This window comes from Bradyrhizobium elkanii USDA 76 (assembly GCF_023278185.1).
Lineage (GTDB): Bacteria > Pseudomonadota > Alphaproteobacteria > Rhizobiales > Xanthobacteraceae > Bradyrhizobium > Bradyrhizobium elkanii.
In genome coordinates this window covers 5,472,227-5,497,009 of sequence record NZ_CP066356.1, presented here as the reverse complement: position 1 = coordinate 5,497,009, position 24,783 = coordinate 5,472,227, and the positions used below count along the sequence as shown (strand labels likewise).

The window sequence follows — 24,783 nt, the reverse complement described above, 5'->3', positions numbered from 1 at the left end:
CGCTAACCCTGCTGGCTCGCCGGCGCCTGCTCGGCGCGGCGGCGCTGGATGCGGCGGATGGTCTGGTCGAGCGTCGACAGGAAGGTCGAGCGGTCGCGCGGCGAGTATGATTTCGGCCCGCCGGTGATCTCGCCCGACGAGCGCAGATCGGTCATCAGGTTGCGCACCGCGAGCGTCATGCCGATCGACTGTTCGGTGAACGGCTTGCCGTTCGGCGCGATCACGTCGGCGCCGGCCTTGACGCAGCGGCTCGCCAGCGGAATGTCCGCCGTGATCACGATGTCGCCCTCACGCGCGCGTTCCGCGATCCAGTCGTCGGCCGCATCCATGCCGGAACCGGCGGCGATGCGCTCGATCAGCGGATCCTGCGGCACGCGGATGAAATTGCCCGCGACCACGCTGACGGGCACGCCGTGCCGGATCGCGACGCGATAGATCTCGTCCTTCACCGGGCAGGCGTCGGCGTCGACATAGATGCGGGTGGGAGCAGGGGTTTCAGTCATCGATTCCAGGGTTGGCAGGCGCGGCCTGCGTGTACTCCATCGGGCGGAAAATTGCGAGCAAAACGAGAGGCTTGTCACGATGCCCGGTTCGACTACGATTGCCCGACAAAAACAACGGAAATAAGGGGAAACCCCATGGATTCGAAGACGGCTTCGCTGACCTACCGCGTCTCGGCCTACAACACGTCAAAGCTCTCGGAGAACAAGATCCACGACGACACGGTGGCGCGGAAGTTCGGCTTTTCCGGCGGGCTGGTGCCCGGCGTCGACGTGATGGCCTACATGATGCACCTGCCGGTCGAGAAATGGGGCCGCGATTTTCTCGCGCGCGGCCTGATCGAGGCGCGCTTCGTCAAGCCGGTCTATGACGGCGAGATCGCGGAATTGACCGGCCAGGAGACCGGCAACGGGCTCACGATCGAGCTCCACAGCCGCGGCGAGCTCTGCGCCACCGGCACCGCCTCGCTGCCGACTTCAGCGCCGAAATTCGTGCTCGACGACTACAAACAGGTTGCCGCGGTCGCCGAGCGCAAGCCGGTCAGCGCGTCGTCCTATGAAGAGGGCAAGTGGCTCGGCACCATCCCGCGCGACTGGTCCGGCGATGCCGCGAAGGAATATCTCGCCGACATCAGGGAGACCGACCCGATCTACCTGCGCGAAGGGCTCGGCCATCCCGGCCTGCTGCCGCGGGTGATGAACAAGGTCCTGGTCGACAATGCGATCCTCGGGCCCTGGATCCATGTCGGCACCCGCATGCAGCTGTTGTCGGCCGGCAAGATCGGCGACGAGCTGACCGCGCGCGCCAAGGTGACCGGCAATTACGACAAGAAGGGCCACCGCTTCGTCGAGCTCGACGCGCTGGTGCTCGGCAACGGTGTGCCGCTCGCGCATTGCTGGCACATCGCGATCACCCAGCCGCGCGAGCAGGCCGCGGCGTAGGTCGACGACGCTGCCGGCATTAACCGGGCAGTCCATCGACGCGCGCAACTGTCATCCCCCGCGAAAGCGGGGGATCCAGTACGCCGCGGCTCCTCGGTTCTATCGCTGACGTCTCTGGAATACTGGATCGCCCGCTTTCGCGGGCGATGACACCTGTGTTTGTGGTTACGGCAAGGCAGCCCCTACGCCGCCTTCGCCTTGGCGTCCTGGATCGCGCGCCAGACGCGTTCCGGCGTCAGCGGCATGTTGATGTGCTTGATGCCGTAGTCCGACAGCGCGTCGACCACGGCGTTGACGATGCAGACGAGGCTGCCGGCGCAGCCGGCTTCGCCGCAGCCCTTGGTGCCGAGCGGGTTGGATTTCGCCGGCGAGGGATGATCGCCGACCAGCATCGACGGCACGTCGCCGGCACGCGGCAGCGCGTAGTCCATGAACGAGCCGGTGATCGGCTGGCCGGAGGCGTCGTAGCTGACTTCCTCCATTAGCGCCTGGCCGATGCCCTGCGCGACGCCGCCGTGCAGCTGGCCGGCGACGATCATCGGATTGACCACGACGCCGAAATCATTGACCGCGGAGTAGCGCACGATCCGCGTCACGCCCGTGTCGGGATCGATCTCGACCTCGGCGACGTGGCAGCCGTTCGGGAACGTCGACGCCGTCTCCTTGGTGGCGTGATCGACGTCGAGCGTCTCCGGCGTGCCCTCGGGCATCTTGCCGGCGCGCATCCGCTCGGCGAGCTCCATGATGCCGATCGAGCGGTCGGTGCCGGCGATGGTGAAGCGGCCGGCGCCGAATTCGATGTCGGCCTCGGAGGCCTCCAGCATGTGCGCGGCGGCCTTCTTGCCCTTCTCGACCACGAGCGCGGAAGCCTCGACGATCGCCTGGCCAGTTGCGGTGATCGAGCGCGAGCCGCCGGTGCCGTTGCCGAAGCGGACGAGATCGCTGTCGCCCTGTTCGAGCGTGATCTTCTCGAAGGGCACCCCGAGCTGGTCGGACAGCACCTGCGCGAACGGGGTGGCGTGGCCCTGGCCGTAATCCAGCGTGCCGGTGGTGAGCTTCACCGAGCCGTCGGGCTCGAAGCTGATCTTGCCGAGCTCGCCAGACGGCGGCGCGGTGACCTCGAGATAGGAGCCGACGGCGATGCCGCGCAGCTTGCCGCTCTTTTTGCTCTCCTTCTTGCGTTTGGCGAAATTGTCGTAGTCGGAGATCTCCAGCGCCTTCTGGAACACGGCGGCGAAATCGCCGCTGTCATAGGTGACGCCGGAGGCCGCCGGGAAGGGCAGCTGCGACGGCTTGATGAAGTTGCGCTTGCGCAGCGTGAAGCGGTTGATGCCCATCTCGTCGGCGGCAGCATCGATCAGCCGCTCCATGTAGTAGTTGGCCTCCGGCCGGCCGGCGCCGCGATAGGCGCCCATCAGCGTGGTGTTGGTCAGGACCGTCTTGATGTCGACGCCGAGCAGCGGCGTGCGATAGACGCTGGCGAGGTTCTTGCCGGTGTTGAGCGACAGCGGGCCCGGCGCGACGCCGGTGATGTAGGCGCCGAGATTGCCGTAGCCGGACAGCCGCACCGCGAGGAACTTGCCGTCGGCATCGAGCGCGAGCTCGGCATGGATCAGCTGTGCGCGGCCCTGGCTGTCCGAGAGGAAGCTGGTCGAGCGCTCGTCCAGCCACTTCACCGGGCGGCCGAGCTCGCGCGCCGCATGCGCGATGCAGGTGTATTCGGGATAGTTGAGGTTCTTCATCCCGAACGAGCCGCCGACATTGCCGGTGAGGATGCGGACCTTGTCGGCGGGCACGTTGAGCAGGCGGGCCAGGATCGCCTTGTTGCCGGAGACGCCCTGGGTCGGCACCTGCAGCGTGAAGCGCTCGGTTTTCTTGTCGTAGTGGGCGAGGGCGACGCGCGGCTCCATCGAGACCACGGCGACGCGGGTGTTGACGATGTCGAGCTTGGTGACGTGCGCCGCGCCGGCGAACGCCGCCTCGATCTTGGCGGTGTCGCCATAATGATAGTCGAGCGCGACGTTATCGGGGATGTCGTCATAGAGCTGCGGTGCGCCGGGCTTGGCGGCTTCGGCCGCGTCCGTCACCGCCGGCAGCGGCTCGATATCGACCTCGACGGCCTCGGCGGCATCGCGCGCCTGCGCCGCGGTCTCCGCGACCACGAAGGCGACGGGATCGCCGACGAAGCGCACCTTGTCGGTCACCAGCGCCGGTCGGTTGGTCTGCTTGAGCGGCGAGCCGTCACGGTTCTTCAGCGGCAGGCCGCAGGTGAAGGGGTTGTAGCCGGCGGCCGCAAGGTCGGCGCCGGTCCAGACCCCGAGCACGCCCGGCATCGCCTTGGCGGCCGCGGTATCGATCCCCTTGATGAGTCCATGGGCATGCGAGGAGCGAACCATCCAGCAGTACGCCTGGCCGGGCAGCGAGAAATCGTCGGTGTATTTGCCCTTGCCGCGCACCAGGGTGTCGTCCTCCTTTCGTCGAACAGGCTGTCCGACACCGTATTTTTGCAGTGCGATAGCGTTTTCGAGGGAGGCAGGCGGCGTGTGATCTTGCATCGAAAATGACCTGAAATGCCCGGATTTGCTGGAGTTTGGGGGCGGTGAGGAGATAACGCACACCCCCCTTAACGACAACGCCCGATTGGGCATGGACCCAATGTGAACGGAGTTTGCGTAGGGCTTTGACGCTGCTAAAGTTTCCGTGAACGATAATTATTCGGCGGGCCTTCTGGTCCCGCGGAAAGACAGTTTTGATGAACGACCATGTGCGGCTTTGCGACGGCCCCCCGGCCAGCGAAGCCCCGCCAGGGTTGGTTGCGGCAGCGGCGGAAAGTGGCGTCTACGCCGCGCTCGACCTTGGCACCAACAATTGCCGGCTGTTGATCGCCTGTCCCACCGGCGACGGGTTCCGCGTGGTCGATTCCTTCTCGCGAATCATCCGGCTCGGCGAGGGCATCGCCGCCACCGGCTCGATCAGCGAGGCCGCGATCGAGCGCGCGATTGCCGCGCTCGCCATCTGCAGCGACAAGATCCGCTATCGCAAGGCGCGCCGGCTGCGGCTCATCGCCACCGAGGCCTGCCGCGCCGCTGGCAACGCCGAGAGCTTTCGCGCGCGGGTGGCGGCCGAGACCGGCATCAAGCTCGAGGTGATCGATCGCGAGACCGAGGCGACGCTCGCTGTGATCGGCTGCTCGCCGCTGCTCGATCCGAAGGGACGGGGCGCCATCCTGTTCGATATCGGCGGCGGCTCGACCGAGCTGGTGCGGATCGAGCGCGACCCCAACGCACCCGACGCGCCGCCACGCATCAAGGCGTGGATGTCGATCCCGCTCGGCGTCGTCACGCTGGCCGAACATTTCGGCGGCAAGAACGTCACCAGGGATCTGTATGCGCAGATGATCGATGAGGTCGCGCGGCACGTCGCGCCGTTCGCGGCCGAGCACGGCAAGAATCTGCGCGACATGCACATGCTCGGCACCTCGGGCACCGTGACCACGCTCGCCGGCGTGTTCCTCAACCTGTCGCGCTATGACCGTCGCCGCATCGACGGCATCTGGATGAACGATTGCGACGTTACCGCGACGATCCAGAGGCTGCTCGGCATGAGCTATGAAGCGCGCGTCAACAACAACTGCATCAGCGTCGAGCGCGCCGATCTGGTGCTCGCCGGCTGCGCGATCCTCGATGCGATCCGCAACGCGTTCCCGATGCCGCGGCTCCGCGTCGCCGATCGCGGCCTGCGCGAGGGCATGCTGGTCGAGATGATGCGCGAGGACGGCGCGCTGCGGGCGTGCTAGAGCTTCTCTTGCCTCGCCCCGCTAGCGGGGAGAGGCCGGATTGCATGTCAATGCAATCCGGGTGAGGGGGACTCTCCAGGAGCGCATCTCTCACCTTTATTGCGGAAACAGCCCGTCACCCCAACCCTCTCCTCGCAAGAGCGAGGCGAGGGAGCAGAGAAGCAGTATGGCGAAAGACACCACCGGGCGGCTGCACGTCACGGTCAAGAGCGGCGGCAAGCGCAAGCTGTCGTCAAAACTCTGGCTCGAGCGCCAGCTCAACGATCCCTATGTCGCCAAGGCCAAGGCGATGGGCTACCGCTCCCGCGCAGCGTTCAAGCTGCTCGAGATCGACGACAAATACCGCCTGCTCAAGCCGGGCATGACCGTGGTCGACCTTGGCGCGGCGCCCGGCGGCTGGAGCCAGATCGCGGCAAAACGCACAGGAGCAGCCGACGGCAAGGGCAAGGTGGTCGCGATCGATCTCTTGGAGATGGGCGAGATTCCCGGCGTCACCTTCGCGCAGCTCGACTTCCTCGACCATGACGCGCCGGAAAAACTGATCGCGATGATGGGCGGCCGCGCCGACATCGTGATGTCCGACATGGCTGCCAACACCACCGGCCATCGCAAGACCGATCAGCTGCGCATCATCGGCCTGGTCGAGACCGCCGCGCATTTCGCCGGCGAGGTGCTCAATCCCGGCGGCACGTTCCTGGCAAAAGTGTTCCAGAGCGGCGCCGACGCCGAGCTGGTGGCGCAGCTGAAGCGCGATTTCGCCACCGTCCGCCACGTCAAGCCGGCCGCCAGCCGGCAGGATTCGTCGGAGCGTTACGTGCTGGCGACGGGATTTCGCGGGCAGCAGCAGCCGTCATCGCGCGGGGAGTAGCGACGAAGCGATCCATGGCCCTGTATCGGCGGACGACTGGATTGCTTCGCTCCGCTCGCAACGACGAAGGAGCGCAGAAACCACATTTCAGCGCAACCGGCGGGAACCTTGGCGCGCGGCTGGAGTCGACTCCTTTGCTCCCGGCCAATGCCCCCCAAGCCCACCGGGAGAAAACCCCAACCGGGTTGGCGGCCTTGGTGCAGCGTCAGGTTTCGCGCACTGGGGCCGTTTCTTGCAGGACTGGAAAATCGGGCGACGCAAGCGCATATTTCCCAGCTGGCGACCATTGTTCAATGCAATTGCGGCGCCGAGTACAGACGCACCGAAGAGAAGTTCTTGGTGCCGCATACGGGTGATGCGATCTGCACGGTCTGCGGAGCAGCGCTGGAATCGTGGCTGGAAGCGACCCACGTTCCCACATACGAACTTATTGAACGTCCGGATCGAGGACAGCCAGGCGGAATGACCGGCCACCCCTGATGGCCTGGTCGTGACCTGACGGCGGCTCGCGGTGTACGCGCCTCGGGAACGGCTGGTTCGATCGACTAGCCGAGCCGCTGATCGCGCGCGTTCTGGGTGTCCTCGGTGGCGACCTTGACGGCTTCGGCGGCGGCGCGTTTCTCGGCGCCCTTGCGGCTCGAGATGTCGATCGCCTTGCGGCCGGCGATCTCGTTGCCGGCCTCAGCCGGCATCTGCCAGAAGAACCAGGCCGAGGCCGCCGAGATCAGCGACACCACGATGAAGGCCGGCGCGAACACGTCGGCGGAGAGCTCGGTCTGGTGATGCAGCGCCAGCGTGGTTTCGACCGAGAACGCGCCGACCGCGACGCCCGCGGACACCGCGAGCTGCTGGTTGACGCTGACGAGGGTGGTGGCCCGGCTCATTTGCGGCGCCTCGACCTCGGCATAGGCCACGGTGTTGATCGCGGTGAATTGCAGCGAGCGGAAGAAGCCGCCGACCACCAGGATCGTGAAGATCAGCATCAGCGGCGTCGAGATCGTGAACAGCGCGCAGGCGGCGAGGAAGGCCGAACTGACCACCGCGTTGACGGTCATCATGTTGCGGAAGCCGAAGGCGCGGATGATGCGCGCCGCCAGCGTCTTCATGCCCATGGCGCCGACCGCCGACGCAAAGGTGACGAGACCGGACTGGAACGGCGACAGGCCGAAGCCGACCTGCATCAACAGCGGCAGCAGAAACGGTAGCGCGCCGATGCCGAGCCGGAACATGAAGCCGCCGACGATCGACGCGCGCATGGTCGGCAGCCGCAGCAAGCCGAAATCGAGCACCGGCGAACCGGTCCGCCGCGCGTGGATGACGTAAAGCGTCATCGATACCGTGCCGACCCCGACCAGCGCGGCGACGATCGGCCACGGCAGCAAATTGAGCCCGGCCACCGACAGCCCGAAGGCGATGCCGGCGAGGCCGATACCGGCCAGCACCAGTCCCACGAGATCGAAGCGCTCGGGATCCTCGCTCTTGATCGGGTCGATGTATTTCAAAGCCAGGAAGATGCCGAGCAGCCCGATCGGGATGTTGATCAGGAAGATCCAGTGCCAGGAGAAATAGGTGGTGATGAAGCCGCCGAGCGGCGGCCCGATCACCGGGCCGATCAGCGCCGGGACCGTCACCCAGGCCATCGCGTTGACCAGCGCGCTCTTGTCGACCGAGCGCAGCAGCACCAGCCGCCCGACCGGGGTCATCATCGCCCCGCCGAGGCCCTGCAGGATGCGGGCGAACACGAAATCGGTCACCGAGGACGACAGTGCGCAGCCTATCGAGCCCAGCATGAACACGCCGACGGCGCCGGCAAACACGATGCGGGCGCCGAAGCGGTCCGCGGTCCAGCCGCTCGCCGGGATGAACACCGCGAGCGACAGCAGGTAGGAGGTGATCGCCAGCTTCAGCGTCAGCGGGCTGGTGCCGATATCGGCGGCGATCGCGGGCAGCGAGGTCGCGATCACCGTGGAGTCCATGTTCTCCATGAACAGGGCGGTGGCCACGATGAGCGGAATCAGGCGTTGTTTGTTCATCAAACAGGACAGCTGTGCTGAAAAAGGCGGGCGAGGGGGCCATATCATCCTGCCCAGGGCCACGCTATTGCGGAACCGGCCAAACGCCCTAAATCCTGCGTGACGCTGGTATGCATCCGCCCGTGTCAGAGCCTTTCCGTTCCGATAGGATCGGAACGGAGGCCCTGGATTGATGTTTTCACGCGTTTTCTTCAGGCGAACCGGTATCCACTTCGCTCGAAAACGCTCTGGAAGGTGTGCCGTGATCTACGTCCTTGCCGCTCTCCTGCCGCCGATCGGGCTGCTCCTGAACGGACAGCCGTTTTCGGCCATCTTCAATCTGGTCCTGATCGTGTTTTGCGCGGTTTTCGGGCTGTTTTTCCACGTGTTGCTGCTGGTGCCGTCGGCCCATGCCGTGATCGCGGTCCACATGAAGCGCGAGGACCGGCGCCATCGCGAAATGGTCGAGGCGATCCGCCGCCACGGCCCGCCGCCGGGCTACCGGGCACCCTGAACCGGCCCCTAAAAAGGCCTGTGCATGGCTGGCAAACGCTTTGATTCGTCATGCCGCCATGCTATCGACCAGCGTCAACCCCACCGATGGGCGCCGATTCGACGGTGACGCAGCAGCGTCGCCGCAGGCAGCGTTCATCCGTAAGTTTATCGCGGCTGCGGCCGCCGAAAGGAGTTGGCAATGGCCACGGGACTTCAGGCTATCCGCGAAGCCTTCACGTTCGACGATGTGCTGCTGAAGCCCGGTCTGTCGGACGTCCTTCCCTCGGAAGTCGATATCCGCTCGCGCGTCACCCGCGCGATCGCGCTCAACATCCCGATCATCGCGTCGGCGATGGACACCGTCACCGAGGCGCGCATGGCGATCGCGATGGCGCAAGCCGGCGGCCTCGGCGTCATCCACCGCAACTTCGATCCCGACGGTCAGGCCGCGCAGGTGCGGCAGGTCAAGAAGTTCGAATCCGGCATGGTGGTCAATCCGCTGACCATCGGCCCGGATGCCACGCTGGCCGACGCGCTGGCGCTGATGAAGGATCACGGCATCTCTGGCATCCCGGTGGTGACCGGCGCGGCCAAGAACGTGCCGGGCAAGCTGGTCGGCATCCTCACCAACCGCGACGTGCGCTTTGCCAGCGATCCCCGGCAGAAGGTCTCGGAGCTGATGACGCACGAGAACCTGGTCACGGTGCGCGAGGGCGTCAGCCAGGACGAGGCGAAGCGGATGCTGCACAAGCATCGCATCGAGAAGCTCTTGGTCGTTGACGATCAATATCGCTGCGTCGGCCTGATCACCGTCAAGGACATCGAGAAGGCGGTGGCGCATCCGCTCGCCTGCAAGGACGAGCACGGCCGGCTTCGCGTCGCCGCCGCCACCACGGTCGGCGAGACCGGCTATGAACGCACCGAGCGGCTGATCGATGCCGGCGTCGACGTCGTCGTGGTCGACACCGCGCACGGCCATTCGCGCCACGTGCTCAATGCCGTCAACCGCATCAAGCGGCTCTCCAACGCGGTGCAGGTGGTGGCCGGCAACGTCGCGACCGAGGGCGGCGCGCAGGCGCTGATCGATGCCGGCGCGGACTGCATCAAGGTCGGCATCGGCCCGGGCTCGATCTGCACCACGCGCATCGTCGCCGGCGTCGGCGTGCCGCAGCTCACCGCGATCATGGATGCGGTCGCGGCCGCGAAGAAGGCCGACGTGCCCGTGATCGCCGACGGCGGCATCAAATATTCCGGCGATCTCGCCAAGGCGCTCGCCGCCGGCGCCGACATCGCCATGGTCGGCTCGCTGCTCGCCGGCACCGACGAGACGCCCGGCGAAGTCTTCCTGTGGCAGGGCCGCTCCTACAAGGCCTATCGCGGCATGGGCTCGGTCGGCGCAATGGCGCGCGGCTCGGCCGACCGCTACTTCCAGCAGGACATCAAGGACACGCTGAAGCTCGTTCCTGAAGGCATCGAGGGCCAGGTGCCGTACAAGGGGCCGGTCGGCCACGTGATGCACCAGCTCGCCGGCGGCCTGCGCGCCGCGATGGGCTATGTCGGCGCCAAGGACATCAGGGATTTCCACGACAAGGCCGAGTTCGTCCGCATCACCGGCGCCGGCCTGCGCGAGAGCCACGTCCACGACGTGACCATCACGCGCGAATCCCCGAACTATCCGGGCGGGGTGTAAGCCCAAGCACCGTCATTCCGGGACGGTCCGAAGGACCGAACCCGGAGTCTCGGAATTTCGGGACGCCATCATCTGCTAGGCAAGCCAGCGCTTGCGTCGCTTGTAGTGCTTCACGTCGCGGTATGATTTTCGCTTCTCTCCGGCGACGCCAAGATAGAACTCCTTGACGTCCTCATTTGCGGCGAGTGCGTGCGCTTCGCCGTCCATCACCACGCGGCCATTTTCGAGGATGTAGCCGTGGCTTGCATATCTGAGCGCCATATTGGTGTTCTGCTCGGCGAGAAGAAACGACACGCCTTCCTTGGCGTTGAGATCCTTCACGATCTCGAAGATCTCTTCGACGATCTGCGGCGCGAGGCCCATCGATGGTTCGTCGAGCAGGATCATCTTCGGGCGCGACATCAGCGCGCGACCAATCACGCACATCTGCTGTTCGCCGCCGGACGTATAGCCGGCGGTGGAACTGCGTCGTTCCTTGAGACGCGGGAAATAAGCGTAGACCCGTTCAAGGTCCTGTGCGATCGCGAGCTTGCCGTCCGTCCGCGTAAAGGCGCCGGTCAGGATGTTCTCCTCGACTGTCAGATGAGGGAAAGCACGCCGCCCCTCCATCACCTGGATGCAGCCGCGTCGCACCACGTCGTTTGGCGACAGGGACTTCACCTCGACGCCGTTGAACAGGATCGAGCCCTTGGTGACCTCGCCGCGCTCTGCGTGCAGCAGATTGGAGACCGCCTTCAGCGTCGTCGTCTTGCCGGCGCCGTTGGCGCCGAGCAGCGCGACAATGCCGCCTCGCGGCACTTCCAGCGAGACGCCCTTCAACACGAGGATGACGTGATCGTAGACAACTTCGATGTTGTTGACCGATAAGATCAGAGCTGTCGCTTCCGTCGTAGCGGCGACGACCACCTTGGCGATTGACACGCGCAGACCTCCAAACTGTAGCAGGGGCCGTGATCCGGGAGCAGGCAAACCTGCGTCCCGGATCACTCACACGGTCTCAGGTTTCCTTTGCGCAGTCGCGCGGCTTGATCTTCTTCTCCGCGGCATACTTCGCAGACACATCGGTGACGAGCGGTTCGATGAGCGATTCGTCAGCCGTGGACCAGTCGGAGATCACTTTCCAGGCCTTGCCATCCCACTGCTGGACCCGCCCGTAGCGCGCGCCCTCGTGGTCGGAGCAGGAAATGCTGACCGGCTTCAACATCCCCTCAAAGCCGAGTTCCTTGATACGCGTATCGGTGAGGACGAGATTCTCAAGCCCCCAACGGACCTGCTCGCCCGTCAGCGGTTTCTTGCCGAACTTTTCCTGCGCCTTGCGGATCGCCTCAACGCCGAGCATGGCATTCACCATACCTCGGTTGTAGAGAACCTCGCCGATCTTGACGGGTTCTGTCGAACCCTTGCCCTTGGCGTAGATGTGCTTCTCTATGTCGGCATGCACGGGAAACTTGCCGGCGCCGTGCTGAAGCATCAGCGCCTTGTAGCCAGTGGCTTGATCGCCTGCCGGCGTCACGTCAGGCTCTGCGCCCGACCACCAAACGCCGATCATCTTGTCGCGCGGATAGGCGACGGCGGCCGCCTCCTTGATTGCCGTGCTGTTCATGACGCCCCAGCCCCAGACCAGGACATAGTCCGGCCGGTTCTGGCGGATCGCCAGCCATTGCGACTTCTGCTCGACGCCGGGATGCGTGACCGGGATCGGCGTGAACTCAAAGCCGTACTTCTGCGCCAGCACCTGCAGCATCGGAATCGGCTCCTTGCCATAGGGGCTGTCATGATACAGCAGCGAAATCTTCCTGCCTTTCAGCTTGTCGAAGCCGCCGAGTTCCTTGGCGACCTGCTGGATGGCGAGATCGGCCGCGGACCAGTAAGTGCCGAGCAACGGGAAATTATACGCGAACACCGCGCCGTTCTTGGAATCGGCCCGGCCGTACCCCATTGTGATGATCGGGATCTTGTCGGTCGCGGTCTTTTCGGTGAGTGCGAAGGTGATGCCGGTCGACAGTGGATTGATGAAGGCCGCGCCGGTTGGTCCTTTGCTTTTGAGACGCTCGTAACACTCCACTCCCTTGTCGGTCGCGTAGCCCGTCTCGCATTCCTCGGTCAGAATTTTGACGCCGTTGATGCCGCCGTCGCGTTCATTGATCAGGTTGTAATAGTCCACGACGCCGTTTGCGTAGGGCGCGCCGTTCACGGCGTATGGTCCGGTCCGGTACGATAAAATCGGGATGAACTGCTCGTTTTGCGCTGCGGCCGGTGTGCTAAACGCCGCGCCGGCCAAGGCGGTCGCCAGTATCAGTACACTGCGTGCTATACTTGCCATATTGATATCCTCCTCCTTGAAGTCCTTCTTTTTCCGTCCGTGGTGCTTCCTTCCTCTCCAGCGTCCGCCCGCGTTGCGATCGCTCCTTCAATATGGAAACGGCCAAAGCCTGAGCTTCTCCTTGCCGATCGATATCAGCCGGGCGAAGCCATGGGGTTCCTTGATGAGCAGATAGCAGATCAAGGATCCGAAGATGATGAACTGGAGGTGAGTGATCGCTTGCGTCGACAGTGGCAGGCCGAGCTTGGTCGGGATCACATTCAGCATGATTGGCACGATGAGGATGAACGCTGCTCCGATGAACGAACCCATGATCGAGCCGAGCCCGCCGATGATGACCATGAACAGAAGCTCAAGCGAGCGGTCGATCGAGAACGCAAGTGGCTCCCATGAACCGAGGTAGACGAACGCCCAGAGCGCACCCGCCACCCCGATGACGAACGAAGAGACCGCGAAAGCCGTGAGTTTTGCGTAGAGCGGCCTGATGCCGATCAGCTCGGCGGCGATATCCATGTCGCGGATCGCCATCCACTGCCTGCCGAGATTGCCGCGCACGAGATTTTTCGCCAACACCGCCATGACAGTCGCGAAGGTCAGGCAAAGCAGGTAACGCTCGACCGGCGTGCGTACGACCATGCCGAAGAAATCCAGTTCCGGCGCATTCACTGATCCCGACGGGGCGTAGTTGGTGAACCACGGGAGCCGCAGGAACGCCCAATCGAAGAAGAACTGCGCGGCGAGCGTTGCGACCGCCAGGTAGAGGCCCTTGATCCGCAGACTGGGAATGCCGAACAGGATTCCGGCACCCGCCGCCATGAATCCGCCAAGCAGAATGGATGCCAAGACGGGCAACGGTGGGATCGCGATCGCGAAGCCAAGCCAGGCAAGCGGGATATGAATGCCGGTCGCCAGCTTGTAGGCGGAATAGGCGCCGATGGCCATGAACGCGCCGCTGCCGAGCGAAATCTGGCCGCAATAGCCGACGAGAATGTTCGTCCCGATGGCCGCGAGCGCCAGGATGAGGAATGGCAGCAGGATGGCCCACAACAGATAATCGGTGCTGAACGGCCAGATCCGGAAGCTGGCCAACAGCGGCACGCCAATGAAGGCAATTCCGAGCAAGACGGCGAGGGCAATACGATCCTGCCGGATCGGGAAGATCGCCATATCCTCCGCATAGGTCGCCTTGAACTGGCCAGCTTCGCGATAGAGCACAACGACCTCCTTGCCTCAGACACGTTCGATGATGCGCTCGCCGAACAAACCCTGTGGCCGCAACAGCAGCACCGCCAACGCCAGCACGTAGGCAAACCAATATTCGATGCCGCCGCCGATGGATGGCCCGAGATACACCTCTGCGAGCTTCTCACCCGCACCGACAATGAGCCCGCCGACGATGGCTCCGGGAATGGAGGTAAGGCCGCCGATGATCAGCACCGGCAAAGCCTTCAGCGCGAGAAACGTGATGGAGAACTGAACGCCAAGCTTGGTCCCCCACACGGTCGCCGCGACCAGCGCAACGAGACCGGCAACGAGCCAGACCACGAACCAGATCCAGCTGATCGGAATTCCGACCGAATGGGCGGCCAAATGGTCGTCGGCCACGGCTCTGAGAGCGCGACCGGTCTTGGTACGCTGAAAGAAGACGGCGAGGCCGGCGACCAGGACGCCCGCGATCAATGCGCCCCAGACATCCAGCTTGTTGACCAGAATCCCGCCCGGGAACAGGCCTTCAAACAAGAACCAGGCGTCGGTCGGGAACAGCCGCAACGGGTAGACATCCGATCCGAAGATCATCTCCGCGGCGCCCTCGATGACGAATGTCACGCCGATCGTCGACATGAACAGCGTCAAGCCGTCCTGATTGACGAGAGGTCCGATCACGAACCGCTCGATGAGCCAGGCGGTTGCCGCCATGATCACGGCGGCAAAGCCGATAGCGAGGATGACCGCGACCCAAAGCGGAAGTCCGTTGGCGACCAGCAGATCGAGGGCGCGAACCAGCGCCAATCCCGCGAGCAATACCATGGCTCCCTGCGCGTAGTTGAATACGCCCGATGCCTTGAAGATCAGCACGAAGCCGAGGGCGACCAGCGAATAGAGCACGCCGGACATCAATCCGCCGATAAGGACCTCGAGAAACTGACCCAGTGCGATCATGGACGCACCTCAATGCGCGACGCCAAGATATGCGTCGATGACGGCTTGACTCTTCTTCACTTCATCAGGCGTGCCGTCGGCGATCTTTACGCCGTGATCAAGCACCGCTACGCGATCCGACAGATCCATGACCACGGCCATGTCGTGCTCGATCAGGGCGATGGTCGTGCCGTAATGATTGTTCACATCAACGATGAATCGCGACATGTCCTCCTTCTCCTCGACGTTCATGCCAGCCATCGGCTCGTCGAGGAGGAGTAGGTCGGGCTCCATCGCCAGAGCGCGACCGAGTTCGACACGCTTTTGCAAGCCGTATGGCAAGCGCCCAACCGGTACCTTGCGGATTGTCTCGATCTCCAGAAAGTCGATGATCTCCTCGACCTTACGCCGATGTTCGACCTCCTCTGCGAGAGCAGGGCCATAACGCAGCGCCTGCCACAACAGTCCCCGGCGGACCTTCAAGGTGCGGCCTGCCATGATGTTGTCGAGCGCGCTCATGCCCTTGAACAGGGCGACATTCTGAAAGGTGCGCGCGATGCCGCCGCGCGCCGCTTCGAAGGGCTGCATTTTGGACCGGGTGCTTCCCTTGAAGGTGATGGCGCCATGGTTGGGGTGATAGAAACCGTTGACGACGTTCAGCATTGAGGTTTTGCCGGCGCCGTTGGGGCCGATGATGGCGCGAATTTCGCCTTTTTTGACGTTGAACGAGACGTCCCGCAGCGCCCTGACGCCGCCGAAGGCCAGTGCCACGCCCTCGACCTGCAGCAGGATCTCGTTGGCGTTTGGCGCTCTCATGCCGCTCTTCCCAGCGATTCTGCCGGACCGACGATTTGCATGTCGCGAATCTTGACTCGTGCCGCGATCGTGCCTTTCCGGCCATCCTCGAACGTCACTTCCGTGGAAATGTCGGCGTCATGCGCTCCGTTGTAGAGTGCCGTGACCAACGACGCATAGCGTTCGGCAATGAAGCGGCGGCGCACTTTCTGCGTGCGGGTCAGCTCGCCGTCATCCGCGTCGAGCTCCTTGTGCAGAATGAGGAAGCGGCGAATCTGGGCGCCCGCAAGCACCGTTTCCCCGGCCAGGGAGCGGTTCACCGCGGCAACGTCTTTGGCGACCATGTCGTAGACCAGCGGATGCCCGGCAAGCTCCTGATAGGACCCGTAGGCGACGTTGTTGCGTTCCGCCCAATTCGCGACCGCGACCGGGTCGATGTTGAGCATGGCGCATACGAACTCTCTGGAGTCACCGAACGTGATCGCTTCCTTGATATTGGGATAGAACTTCAGCTTGTTCTCAAGGTACTTGGGACCAAACATCGTGCCGTCAGCCAATCGGCCGACGTCTTTCGCGCGATCGATGATCTTCAGATGCCCGGTTTTCTCGTCGAAGAAGCCCGCGTCGCCGGTCCTGACGTATCCATCGGACGTCATCGCTTCCGCGGTCTTTGCCTGATCCTTGAAATATCCGAGGAACATGCCGGGCGAGCGAAACTGCACTTCGCCTGATTCCGCGATGCGGATGTCGACGTTGGGCGCCGGCGGACCAACCGTATCCGGGTAGATCTCGCCATCGGGCTGACACGTTACATAGAGGAACGCTTCGGTCTGGCCGTAGAGCTGCTTCAGGTTCAGTCCGATCGCGCGGTAGAACGCGAACAGATCCGGACCGATAGCTTCGCCTCCGGTGTATGCGACGCGCACCTGAGACAGGCCGAGAACGTTCTTGAGAGGCTCGTAGACCAGCCAGCCTCCCAGCGCATAGAGCAATCGGCCTGACAGCGGCACCGGACGTCCCGTCAAGACTTGCTCGCCATACCGCCGCGCGACGTCCAGAAAGTAGCTGAACAATCGTCGCTTGATCGGCGCTGCGTCCTCCATCCGGACCATCAGCCGCGTCAGCATGGCCTCGAAACCGCGTGGCGGGGCCAGGTAGAAGGTTGGTCCTATCTCATGCCGATCCTGCTCGATTGTGTTGCTGCTCTCCGGGCACGCCATGCAGAATCCGGCCACCATGCCTTGCGCATAGCTGACGTAATGATCGCCCGCCCAAGCCAGCGGCAGATAGGCCAGCACCACGTCCTTGTCGGTCAACTTGTCGAACCGCGTGGTGTCGGTTGCAGCATCGATGCAGCCTCGCGCCGACAGCATGACGCCCTTGGGCGCGCCGGTCGTTCCCGAGGTGTAGAGGATGACAGCGATGTCCGAACCGTTGCCGGCCCGAATGGATTCATCGATCCGTTCGCCAAGCGCTGGGTCGGCTGCAAGCGCGGTGCGGCCGTCATTGATGATATCGCCGATTGCGATCAGTCGACCGCGATCGTAGCCGTCGATTCCGCGCGGTTCGTCGTAGATAATCCTGTTGAGTTGCGGCAGTCGGTCGGACACCGACAGGACCTTGTCGACCTGCTCCTGGTCCTGCGCTGCGACCACCGTCGCCTCGGCGTGAGCGAGAACAAAAGCAAGCTCATCAGCCACAGCATCGGAGTAGACCGGAACGGGGATTGCGCGCAGCGTCTGCGCTGCCATCATGGTCCAGTAAAGCTTGGGCCGATTGGAGCCGACTACCGCAATTGTCTCGCCCGGCCGCAAGCCAAGGCGATGCAAGCCGGCGGCGTAGCTACGTATGATCTCGGCAACCTCAGCCCAGGTCCAGCTCTGCCAGATGCCAAGATCCTTATGCCGGAACGCTGGCCGCGTGCCAAATTGTGCCGTGTTTCGCAGCAGCAATTTGGGAAACGTGTCATACGATCCGCCGCGGGCCATGTCGGTCTCGATCCAAAAACCGAAGCGTTGGTTCGCTCCTGTTATGGTGATGCCTGCTCCATTTTTGGGTAGCAGACATGCGAGTGCCGCATGGTGCGAGATTACAGCGAATCGCAAGTCCGACAAGTGCCAGATTGATAGGTCGCGTTTTTGCCGCGGGCGCGCGCGGCAGAAATAAGTCTGCCGGCTGCCAATTCGCCGAAGGTGAATTCGGCTGCCACCAGACCGACATTGCGGCGCGAGGACGCTGATCGGCTCTCAAGAGGTAACCCCAATGCTTCGGAGAGCCTCACGTCCATCGGACGGTCCCGCGAAGCCGACCGAAGTCCTGCGCCATTCAGGTTTCGAGGGCGACCGGAAACCGGTTGCCGATTTGCTGCGCGGCCGCCCTCGTTGCGACCCATGGAGGGCCGCCTGACCGCTTTGGCTCCGCCGTGCCGGATGGCGAGGTCGGATCAGCCGACTTGACTATGGCCGCTTCGTTTGCCGGTGGCGCGCCGTGACAAACTGCCGCCACCAGGGGCCCCTGCGAACCGCCGCGACATGACGGTATCGCGTTGGCGCCAATGTGCCTGGCATGACAGTCGTCATTTCAAACAACATTTCAAACAGTGCTGCGCGAAAGAGCAAATCCATCTCCCTTGCGGGAAGCTGGATTGCATGACTACGTGTCCGCCACGAACCAATCACCTCAAGAGGAAATCAACATGTCCCAAGGAAAGCGCATCGTCCTGGCTTCGCGCCCGCACGGCGAGCCCAAGTCGGCCAATTTCAGGCTCGAGGACTACACGCCGCCGACGCCGGGCGCGGGCGAAGTGCTGCTGCGCACCATCTGGCTGTCGCTCGATCCCTATATGCGCGGCCGCATGGCCGACGGTCCGTCCTATGCCGCGCCGGTGCCGGTCGGCGGCGTGATGGAAGGCGGTACGGTGAGCGAGGTGATCGCGTCCAACAATCCCGCCTTTGCCAAGGGCGATATTGTGCTGTCGCGCGCGGGCTGGCAGACGCACGTGCTGTCCGACGGCAAGGGCCTCGCCAAGATCGATCCGAAGATCGCGCCGATCTCGACCGCGGTCGGTGTGCTCGGCATGCCCGGCATGACCGCCTATACGGGACTGCTCGAAATCGGCAAGCCGCAGGCGGGCGAGACGGTGGTGGTGGCGGCCGCGTCCGGTGCAGTCGGCTCGGCGGTCGGCCAGATCGCCAAGATCAAGGGCGCGCGGGCGATCGGCATTGCCGGCGGCAAGGACAAGTGCGCCTACGTCAAGAACGAGCTCGGCTTCGACGAGTGCCTCGATCACCGCGATCCCAATCTCGCGGCGAAGCTGAAGGAAGCCTGCCCGAAGGGCATCGACGTCTATTTCGAGAATGTCGGCGGCGCGGTGTTCGACGCGGTGTTTCCGCTGCTCAACGCGTTCGCGCGCATCCCGGTCTGCGGCCTGATCGCGCATTACAACGACACCGAAGCGCACGCACCGAAATGGGCCGGCGCGATGATGCGCAACATCCTGACCAAGCGGCTGACCTTCCGCGGCTTCATCGTCAGCGACTTCGCCGCCATGCATGGCGACTTCCTCCGCGACATGTCGCAGTGGGTGCGTGACGGCAAGGTCAAGTACAAGGAGTTCGTGACCGAGGGCCTGGACAGCGCGCCGGAGGCCTTCATGGGACTGCTCAAGGGCGCCAATTTCGGCAAGCAGCTGGTCCGGGTCGGGCCGGACAAGGCCTGAGTTACAGGCCCCGGAAGCTCCCATTCCGCGCAACAAAGTATCAAAAGCGCCACAATGGCGGGGATTTGGGGGCCTTTTGGCCCCCATTTGCTTGACGGAGACCCGCAGCAGTTGATTCAATATGGCTATATTTCAGGTGTAGCCATGATTTTTGAACTTATTGTTTTCGGGGTCATTCTCCTCTCCGTCGGCTATTGGGCGACGATGTTCGTCATGGGCCGCCGCGACGACGTCTTGCATGGAAAATTCGTCGAGGAGCAGCCGGACACGGAGCCGGTCCGCTTCATGCCGCAGGTGCCTCGCGTGCGGCGCCCGCCGCCGGCGCCGCAGCCGAACAAGGACTCGCTGCAGGCGCTGCTCACCGTGATCAAGCGCGACCTGAACGACGCGGCGCGGAGCTGACGCGGTTCAGGCCGCCGTCTCTTTGCCGAGCAGCATGTCCAGGTCGACATCGACCTGGCCCTTCGCCCTGACGTGGCGGACCTCGAAACTGTCGGGCTGGAAGCGGTATTCGACGAGACCAACTTCCTTGATGCCGATCACCTCCTGCCGCGCGTCCGAGATGATGAAGCCCGCCGAGGGCGCCCAGATGTGTCTGACATGCTCGAACGTGTAGTCGCGGCGCTGGTGCACATGGCCGCTGCCGACCAGACGCCAATCGACCTTGCCGAGCATCTCGATCAGGCGGCGGCGCGCCGGCTGCGGGACGAAGCGGATCGCGGTCTCGGCGCGCTCGGCATCATAGGGCAGGTCGAGATAGAGCGGCTTGTGCAGGAACAGCGCGACCGGCCTGCCGACGGCCTTGTCGAGCGCGCCTGCGAGCCAGTCGAACTGCTCGACCTCGCTGTCGAGGCCGGTGTTCATGATCAGCGAATTCAGCCCGATGAAGCACCAGCCGGCAGCGTCGAAATGCCAGCGGTCCTCGCCGAGCACCGAGGTGAAGGCGCCGCGCGTCTCCTCGGTCGGCAGTTGTGAAGGCGTGGGGCCGACCGCGGTCGGATTGTCACCGATGTCGTGATTGCCCGGCAGATAGAGGCAATCGACCGGCAGCGCGTTGTGCAGCTCCTTGGCGAACGCGAGGTCGTCGCGGCTGGTCGGCCCGTCGAACGAGACGTCGCCGGAGTTGAGCACGAGATCGGGACGCGCAGCGTCGATGTGCTCGCTGACGCGATGAAAGTTGTCGATGAGCGGCTTGAAGCGGCGCGCGAGATGGGTGTCGGAGATTTGTGTCAGGCGAAATTGGGGCATGCATCGCTCCTTTCGGCCGGAGCATAGGTCGGCGCGAAGTCGGAACGATGACGATTTTGTCGTCTTGTTCGATGCCTCGTTTGAAGTCCTGTTTGATGTGATGTTTGGTTTTGCGCCTTTTTGGGCGGCCGCTGATCGCCAGTTGCCGCACCGACGCCGGCGAGCCCCGCCGTCACCATGCCGGGCACGTCGCTGCCCCGGGGCTGCGCTGTCGAGGATCGGGGTGATGATGCTGATCGCGTCATCCGTGAGGGGCTGAAACCGCTATTGGTCCTGGGAGTTGGTCATCCGGGCTCGGGTGATGTTTCAACGGGTTACCCAGGCGCCTTATTGGGCCGCTTCATTGGGCGCTCATTGTCTTGTGGGCGAGCGGCGGCTAAGAGGGCGGCAGGGCGCCCGCGGCTGAGGGAGATTTTTGATGTCGGTTCAAATGGTTCTGCTGCCGGTCTTCATCCAGATCGGGCTCGCCTTCGCGCTGTTGTTCGCCATGGCGACAACGCGTACAAGGGCGCTGACGAGCGGCGAGACCAAGATCGGAGACATCGCGCTGCGCGAGCCGAACTGGCCGGCCCAGGCCACCAAGTTCGGCAACTGCTTCGCCAACCAGTTCGAGCTGCCGATCCTGTTCTATGTCCTGATCGCGATTGCGCTGCCGCTGCGCCGTGCCGATCTGTTCATCGTGCTGATGTCCTGGGTGTTCGTGGTGACGCGGTTTGCCCATGCCAGCGTGTTCGTCACCTCCAACGACGTGCGGCCGCGCTCGCTCGCCTGGTTCGCCGGCGCGCTGGTGCTGGCGGCCATGTGGCTGTATTTCGCGCTCAGACTGCTGCTGCTGATCTGATGCGCCCAACCGAAAGAGATCAATGACCCCCGCTGCCCGGCTTTCCGCCGCGATCGAACTGATCGCCACCATCGACGCACAGCGCGTTCCCGCGGCGAAAGCGCTGAAGGAATGGGGCACCGCGCACCGTTATGCCGGCTCCGGCGATCGCGCCGCGATCTCCGGCCTGATCTGGGACGTGCTGCGCCGGCAATCCTCCGCGGCCTATTTGATGGATGACGCCAGCGCCCGGTCGCGCGTGCTCGGCATGCTCAAGCTCGAACGCGGCATGGATATCGCCACGATCCAGGCGCTGTGCGACGGCGGCCGGTTCGCGCCGGATCCGCTGACCGCGACCGAGGAGGCCGCATTGGCCTCGCGCTCGCTCAAGGAGGCGCCGGCGCATGTCGCGGGCGACTATCCGGACTGGCTCGACCCGCATCTGGCAAAGGTGTTCGGCGACGACCGCGCGGCGGAAGCGACCGCGATGGCGAGCCGCGCGCCGCTCGATCTGCGCGTCAACACGCTGCGCGGCAAGCGCGAGAAGGTGCTGCCGCGGCTGTCGCATCTCGGCGCCAGGGAAACGCCGTGGTCGCCGCTCGGCCTGCGCATCGAGCTCGGCGCCGACGCGCGCAATCCCGGCATCCATGCCGAGGAGGATTTCATCAAGGGCGCCATCGAGGTCCAGGACGAGGGCTCGCAGCTCGCCGCCTTGTTCTCGGCGGCCAAGCCGGGCGAGCAGGTGATCGATCTCTGCGCCGGCGCCGGCGGCAAGACGCTGGCGGTGGCGGCGATGATGCAAGGCAAGGGCCGGCTGATCGCGACCGACAGCGACAAGCGCCAGCTCGCGCCGATCCATGAGCGGCTGTCGCGCGCCGGCGTGCACAATTGCGACGTGCGCACGCCGCGCGGCGAGGAGGAGGTACTGTCCGACATCAAGGCGTCCGCCGACCTCGTGCTGATCGACGCGCCGTGCACCGGCACCGGGACCTGGCGCCGCAATCCCGACGCCAAATGGCGCATGCGCCCCGGCGCGCTCGAGGTGCGGCTGAAGGATCAGGCCGAGGTGCTGGAGCGCGCCGCGCCGCTGGTGAAGGGCGGCGGCCGGATCGCCTACATCACCTGCTCGGTGCTGGCGGAGGAGAACGGTGAGCAGGTCAGGGCCTTCACCGCGCGGCATCCGGAGTTCTCCGTGCAGCCGCCGGAGCAGACCGCAGCGGTGCTGTGGGACAAGGCCGAGGCGTTTGCCGAGGCCGCGCTGCTGTCGGCGGAAGGCCTGCTGATGACGCCGCGCCGCACCGGTACGGATGGGTTTTTCGTCAGCATCCTCAAGCGCCGAGCGTGACGCCGGCGCAACGCCCTGGCGTTGTCGCCGGCGCAACGGCGTCGCTGTTGTCGCCGGAGGTGTGCGCCGAGCGATGGGCCAGCAACGCTTGGCGAGCCTCGAAGGATGGGGATGGACGCGGGCCGTCGCCCTTCGAGACGCGCGCAAGCGCGCGCTCCTCAGGGTGACGGGACGGTGCAAACGCTCTGCGCCGCCGGCGTCCTGCTCACCACGATCACCCAGTACAGCAGCGCGCAGGCGCTGATCGCGGCGCCCAGGACGCACACGCCGGGCCAGCCGGCGGCCGCATAGGCCATCGTCGAGCTTATCGCGCCAAAACCCGTTCCGATCGAATAGAACACCATGTAGCCGCCGACCAGCCGGCTCGCCGCGTCAGGGCGCGCGGCGACGATCAGGCTCTGGTTGGTGACATGGATCGCCTGCACCGCGAAGTCGATCATCAGCACGCCGGCCACGACCAGCCATGGCGAGGTGTTGAGGCAGGCGATCGGCACCCAGCCGGCGAGCATCAAGAGCAACGACAAGCCGGTGGTGCGCTGCCCCCAGCCGCGGTCGGCGAGCTGGCCGGAATTGCGCGCCGCCAGCGCGCCGGCGAGGCCTGCGATCCCGAGCATCCCGATCGTGGTATGCGACAACGAGAGCGGGGGTGCCGCGAGCGGCAGCACGACCGAGCTCCAGAACACGCTGAAGCTCGCGAAGATCAAAAGCGCGAACACCGCGCGTTCGCGCAGGACCTGCTCCTCGACGAACAGCGTGACCGTCGAGCGCAGCAGCTTTGCGTAGGACGATCCGGCCATCGGCTGCGGTGCATGCCGCGGCAGCGCGCGTGCCAATAGCGCCGCCAGCACCAGCGTCAGCGCGGCCGAGGTGAGGTAGACCACGCGCCAGCCGCCGAGATCGGCCAGCGCGCCGGCGGCGAAACGTGCCAGCAGAATGCCTGAAACCACGCCGCTGGTGACGGTGCCGATGGTGCGGCCGCGATCGGCCGGCGCCGCCAGCGTCGCGGCGTAGGCGACCAGCACCTGGATCACGACGGCGAGCAGCCCGACCAGCACCATGCCGACAAGCAGCACCGCGGCGTTCGGCGCGGTGCCGACGATGGTGAGCGCGATCGCCGACAGCACGGTCTGGCCGACGATCAGCCTGCGGCGGTCCCAAAGGTCGCCAAGCGGCACGATCAGCATCAGGCCGAAGGCGTAGCCGACCTGGGTCAGCGTCACGACGCCGCCGATCACCGCCGGCGTGATGGAGAGATCCTGCGCCATGGTGTCGAGCAGCGGCTGCGCGAAATAGATGTTGGCGACGCTCAGCCCGCAGGCGGCGGCGAACAGCAGCACGACGGCGGGCGACAGAGCGCGAGCCGTGGTGTCGCCGGACTTGTCGTGCGTCTTGTGAACGGCCTCGGCCGGCCGGGCCTCAGCCATGGTCTGGTTCGTCATCTTGCCTCCGCTGCAATTCGCAATCTGGTCTCATCATGAGACCAGTTGCGCCGGACGCTGTCTAGTCCTATTTTAAGACCGGTTCGGAATCGTGATCGAGGGAGGCGGAGCGCGATGAAGCGGACCGCATTTGCAAAAGCGGAATGCCCGGTGGCGCGCGCGCTGGACGCGATCGGCGACTGGTGGTCGCTGCTGATCGTGCGCGACGCATTCGACGGCCTGCGCCGGTTCGGCGACTTCCAGAAGAATCTCGGCATTGCCAAGGGCATGCTGACGACGCGGCTGCGCACGCTGGTCGCAACAGGCGTGCTCGAGCAGGTCGCGGCCTCCGACGGCAGCGCCTATCAGGAATATGTGCTGACCAGGCGAGGCCACGATCTGTTCCCGATCGTGGTTGGTCTCAGGCAATGGGGCGAGGCGCATCTCTTTGCGCGCGGCGAGCCGCATTCGGTGCTGCTCGACCAGGCCGGGCAGGCGGTTGGGCAGCTCATGCTGCCGTCGAAGAGCGGCAAGCCGCTGAGCTGGGCGGACACCAAGGTGAGCAAGGTGGCGGCGCGTCGGCGGTGAGCGAAGGGCGGACTCTCTCCACGTCATTGCGAGGAGCGAAGCGACGAAGCAATCCATGTCTCGGCAAGCGGCGCGATGGATTGCTT

At 64.6% G+C, this 24,783-nt stretch carries 21 protein-coding genes; 10 read left to right on the top strand and 11 right to left on the bottom strand.

Features of this window, described 5'->3' with window-relative positions:
- Positions 1-2: 2 nt before the first annotated feature.
- Positions 3-503: a YaiI/YqxD family protein gene (locus JEY66_RS26820; RefSeq protein ID WP_018271171.1), complete on the bottom strand. Its 501-nt coding sequence runs from the start codon at positions 501-503 to the stop codon at positions 3-5.
- Between the two features lie 135 nt (positions 504-638).
- On the opposite strand from JEY66_RS26820, the gene JEY66_RS26815 reads away from it, so the two are divergent.
- Positions 639-1,442, top strand: a complete 804-nt coding sequence (locus tag JEY66_RS26815) for a hotdog family protein (protein WP_018271172.1) — start codon at positions 639-641, stop codon at positions 1,440-1,442.
- Positions 1,443-1,624: 182 nt separating this feature from the next.
- Here JEY66_RS26815 and JEY66_RS26810 read toward each other — a convergent pair whose 3' ends face one another.
- Positions 1,625-3,997, bottom strand: coding sequence for a xanthine dehydrogenase family protein molybdopterin-binding subunit (locus tag JEY66_RS26810; RefSeq protein WP_018271173.1), 2,373 nt, complete (start codon positions 3,995-3,997; stop codon positions 1,625-1,627).
- A gap of 197 nt (positions 3,998-4,194) precedes the next feature.
- On the opposite strand from JEY66_RS26810, the gene JEY66_RS26805 reads away from it, so the two are divergent.
- Both JEY66_RS26805 and JEY66_RS26800 read left to right on the top strand, forming a co-directional pair.
- The gene (locus JEY66_RS26805) at positions 4,195-5,238 is read left to right on the top strand and encodes a Ppx/GppA phosphatase family protein (RefSeq protein WP_026192650.1); all 1,044 of its coding nucleotides are present in this window, start codon (positions 4,195-4,197) and stop codon (positions 5,236-5,238) included.
- Positions 5,239-5,404: 166 nt separating this feature from the next.
- Positions 5,405-6,106, top strand: coding sequence for an RlmE family RNA methyltransferase (locus JEY66_RS26800; RefSeq protein ID WP_018271175.1), 702 nt, complete (start codon positions 5,405-5,407; stop codon positions 6,104-6,106).
- A gap of 545 nt (positions 6,107-6,651) precedes the next feature.
- Here JEY66_RS26800 and JEY66_RS26795 read toward each other — a convergent pair.
- Entirely contained in the window at positions 6,652-8,139 is a 1,488-nt protein-coding gene (locus JEY66_RS26795) for a DHA2 family efflux MFS transporter permease subunit (protein ID WP_018271176.1), read from the bottom strand.
- Between the two features lie 241 nt (positions 8,140-8,380).
- Between JEY66_RS26795 and JEY66_RS26790 the strand changes: the two genes are divergently transcribed.
- On the top strand, positions 8,381-8,632 hold the full coding sequence (locus JEY66_RS26790; RefSeq protein ID WP_018271177.1) for a hypothetical protein: 252 nt from the start codon (positions 8,381-8,383) through the stop codon (positions 8,630-8,632).
- Positions 8,633-8,812: 180 nt separating this feature from the next.
- A complete protein-coding gene (gene guaB / locus JEY66_RS26785; protein ID WP_018271178.1) occupies positions 8,813-10,303 on the top strand; it encodes an IMP dehydrogenase in 1,491 nt (496 codons plus the stop codon).
- Positions 10,304-10,378: 75 nt separating this feature from the next.
- Here guaB and JEY66_RS26780 read toward each other — a convergent pair whose 3' ends face one another.
- The 6 genes from JEY66_RS26780 to JEY66_RS26755 form a co-directional block, all read right to left on the bottom strand.
- Entirely contained in the window at positions 10,379-11,224 is an 846-nt protein-coding gene (locus JEY66_RS26780; RefSeq protein WP_018271179.1) for an ABC transporter ATP-binding protein, read from the bottom strand.
- Positions 11,225-11,300: 76 nt separating this feature from the next.
- A complete protein-coding gene (locus JEY66_RS26775; RefSeq protein ID WP_038372943.1) occupies positions 11,301-12,626 on the bottom strand; it encodes an ABC transporter substrate-binding protein in 1,326 nt (441 codons plus the stop codon).
- A gap of 87 nt (positions 12,627-12,713) precedes the next feature.
- The gene (locus JEY66_RS26770; protein ID WP_016840290.1) at positions 12,714-13,841 is read right to left on the bottom strand and encodes a branched-chain amino acid ABC transporter permease; all 1,128 of its coding nucleotides are present in this window, start codon (positions 13,839-13,841) and stop codon (positions 12,714-12,716) included.
- A 15-nt stretch (positions 13,842-13,856) separates the two neighbouring features.
- Positions 13,857-14,786: a branched-chain amino acid ABC transporter permease gene (locus JEY66_RS26765; RefSeq protein WP_018271180.1), complete on the bottom strand. Its 930-nt coding sequence runs from the start codon at positions 14,784-14,786 to the stop codon at positions 13,857-13,859.
- 9 nt (positions 14,787-14,795) lie between these two features.
- On the bottom strand, positions 14,796-15,581 hold the full coding sequence (locus tag JEY66_RS26760; RefSeq protein WP_016840292.1) for an ABC transporter ATP-binding protein: 786 nt from the start codon (positions 15,579-15,581) through the stop codon (positions 14,796-14,798).
- Positions 15,578-17,548, bottom strand: coding sequence for an AMP-binding protein (locus tag JEY66_RS26755; protein WP_018271181.1), 1,971 nt, complete (start codon positions 17,546-17,548; stop codon positions 15,578-15,580). Before JEY66_RS26755 ends, JEY66_RS26760 begins: the two co-directional genes overlap by 4 nt.
- A 707-nt stretch (positions 17,549-18,255) precedes the next feature.
- Between JEY66_RS26755 and JEY66_RS26750 the strand changes: the two genes are divergently transcribed.
- A complete protein-coding gene (locus tag JEY66_RS26750; RefSeq protein WP_018271182.1) occupies positions 18,256-19,278 on the top strand; it encodes an NADP-dependent oxidoreductase in 1,023 nt (340 codons plus the stop codon).
- 54 nt (positions 19,279-19,332) lie between these two features.
- Complete coding sequence (locus JEY66_RS26745; RefSeq protein WP_370143625.1) at positions 19,333-19,680, top strand: hypothetical protein; 348 nt, start codon at positions 19,333-19,335, stop codon at positions 19,678-19,680.
- Between the two features lie 6 nt (positions 19,681-19,686).
- Here JEY66_RS26745 and JEY66_RS26740 read toward each other — a convergent pair whose 3' ends face one another.
- Complete coding sequence (locus tag JEY66_RS26740; RefSeq protein ID WP_018271183.1) at positions 19,687-20,526, bottom strand: metallophosphoesterase family protein; 840 nt, start codon at positions 20,524-20,526, stop codon at positions 19,687-19,689.
- Between the two features lie 418 nt (positions 20,527-20,944).
- On the opposite strand from JEY66_RS26740, the gene JEY66_RS26735 reads away from it, so the two are divergent.
- Both JEY66_RS26735 and JEY66_RS26730 read left to right on the top strand, forming a co-directional pair.
- Positions 20,945-21,367, top strand: a complete 423-nt coding sequence (locus tag JEY66_RS26735) for an MAPEG family protein (RefSeq protein ID WP_026192653.1) — start codon at positions 20,945-20,947, stop codon at positions 21,365-21,367.
- Between the two features lie 22 nt (positions 21,368-21,389).
- Positions 21,390-22,691, top strand: a complete 1,302-nt coding sequence (locus tag JEY66_RS26730; protein ID WP_018271184.1) for an RsmB/NOP family class I SAM-dependent RNA methyltransferase — start codon at positions 21,390-21,392, stop codon at positions 22,689-22,691.
- Between the two features lie 158 nt (positions 22,692-22,849).
- Here JEY66_RS26730 and JEY66_RS26725 read toward each other — a convergent pair whose 3' ends face one another.
- Positions 22,850-24,130, bottom strand: coding sequence for an MFS transporter (locus JEY66_RS26725; protein ID WP_018271185.1), 1,281 nt, complete (start codon positions 24,128-24,130; stop codon positions 22,850-22,852).
- Positions 24,131-24,244: 114 nt separating this feature from the next.
- Between JEY66_RS26725 and JEY66_RS26720 the strand changes: the two genes are divergently transcribed.
- The gene (locus JEY66_RS26720) at positions 24,245-24,697 is read left to right on the top strand and encodes a winged helix-turn-helix transcriptional regulator (protein WP_018271186.1); all 453 of its coding nucleotides are present in this window, start codon (positions 24,245-24,247) and stop codon (positions 24,695-24,697) included.
- Positions 24,698-24,783: the final 86 nt, after the last annotated feature.

What these genes read in the sequence shown, in the direction of transcription:
- JEY66_RS26820 (WP_018271171.1), bottom strand. Translation starts at nt 503, where the DNA reads ATGACTGAAACCCCTGCTCCCACCCGCATCTATGTCGACGCCGACGCC.
- JEY66_RS26815 (WP_018271172.1), top strand. Translation starts at nt 639, where the DNA reads ATGGATTCGAAGACGGCTTCGCTGACCTACCGCGTCTCGGCCTACAAC.
- JEY66_RS26810 (WP_018271173.1), bottom strand. Translation starts at nt 3,997, where the DNA reads ATGCAAGATCACACGCCGCCTGCCTCCCTCGAAAACGCTATCGCACTG.
- JEY66_RS26805 (WP_026192650.1), top strand. Translation starts at nt 4,195, where the DNA reads ATGAACGACCATGTGCGGCTTTGCGACGGCCCCCCGGCCAGCGAAGCC.
- JEY66_RS26800 (WP_018271175.1), top strand. Translation starts at nt 5,405, where the DNA reads ATGGCGAAAGACACCACCGGGCGGCTGCACGTCACGGTCAAGAGCGGC.
- JEY66_RS26795 (WP_018271176.1), bottom strand. Translation starts at nt 8,139, where the DNA reads ATGAACAAACAACGCCTGATTCCGCTCATCGTGGCCACCGCCCTGTTC.
- guaB (WP_018271178.1), top strand. Translation starts at nt 8,813, where the DNA reads ATGGCCACGGGACTTCAGGCTATCCGCGAAGCCTTCACGTTCGACGAT.
- JEY66_RS26775 (WP_038372943.1), bottom strand. Translation starts at nt 12,626, where the DNA reads ATGGCAAGTATAGCACGCAGTGTACTGATACTGGCGACCGCCTTGGCC.
- JEY66_RS26765 (WP_018271180.1), bottom strand. Translation starts at nt 14,786, where the DNA reads ATGATCGCACTGGGTCAGTTTCTCGAGGTCCTTATCGGCGGATTGATG.
- JEY66_RS26760 (WP_016840292.1), bottom strand. Translation starts at nt 15,581, where the DNA reads ATGAGAGCGCCAAACGCCAACGAGATCCTGCTGCAGGTCGAGGGCGTG.
- JEY66_RS26755 (WP_018271181.1), bottom strand. Translation starts at nt 17,548, where the DNA reads ATGGCCCGCGGCGGATCGTATGACACGTTTCCCAAATTGCTGCTGCGA.
- JEY66_RS26750 (WP_018271182.1), top strand. Translation starts at nt 18,256, where the DNA reads ATGTCCCAAGGAAAGCGCATCGTCCTGGCTTCGCGCCCGCACGGCGAG.
- JEY66_RS26745 (WP_370143625.1), top strand. Translation starts at nt 19,333, where the DNA reads ATGGCGGGGATTTGGGGGCCTTTTGGCCCCCATTTGCTTGACGGAGAC.
- JEY66_RS26740 (WP_018271183.1), bottom strand. Translation starts at nt 20,526, where the DNA reads ATGCCCCAATTTCGCCTGACACAAATCTCCGACACCCATCTCGCGCGC.
- JEY66_RS26735 (WP_026192653.1), top strand. Translation starts at nt 20,945, where the DNA reads ATGTCGGTTCAAATGGTTCTGCTGCCGGTCTTCATCCAGATCGGGCTC.
- JEY66_RS26730 (WP_018271184.1), top strand. Translation starts at nt 21,390, where the DNA reads ATGACCCCCGCTGCCCGGCTTTCCGCCGCGATCGAACTGATCGCCACC.
- JEY66_RS26725 (WP_018271185.1), bottom strand. Translation starts at nt 24,130, where the DNA reads ATGACGAACCAGACCATGGCTGAGGCCCGGCCGGCCGAGGCCGTTCAC.
- JEY66_RS26720 (WP_018271186.1), top strand. Translation starts at nt 24,245, where the DNA reads ATGAAGCGGACCGCATTTGCAAAAGCGGAATGCCCGGTGGCGCGCGCG.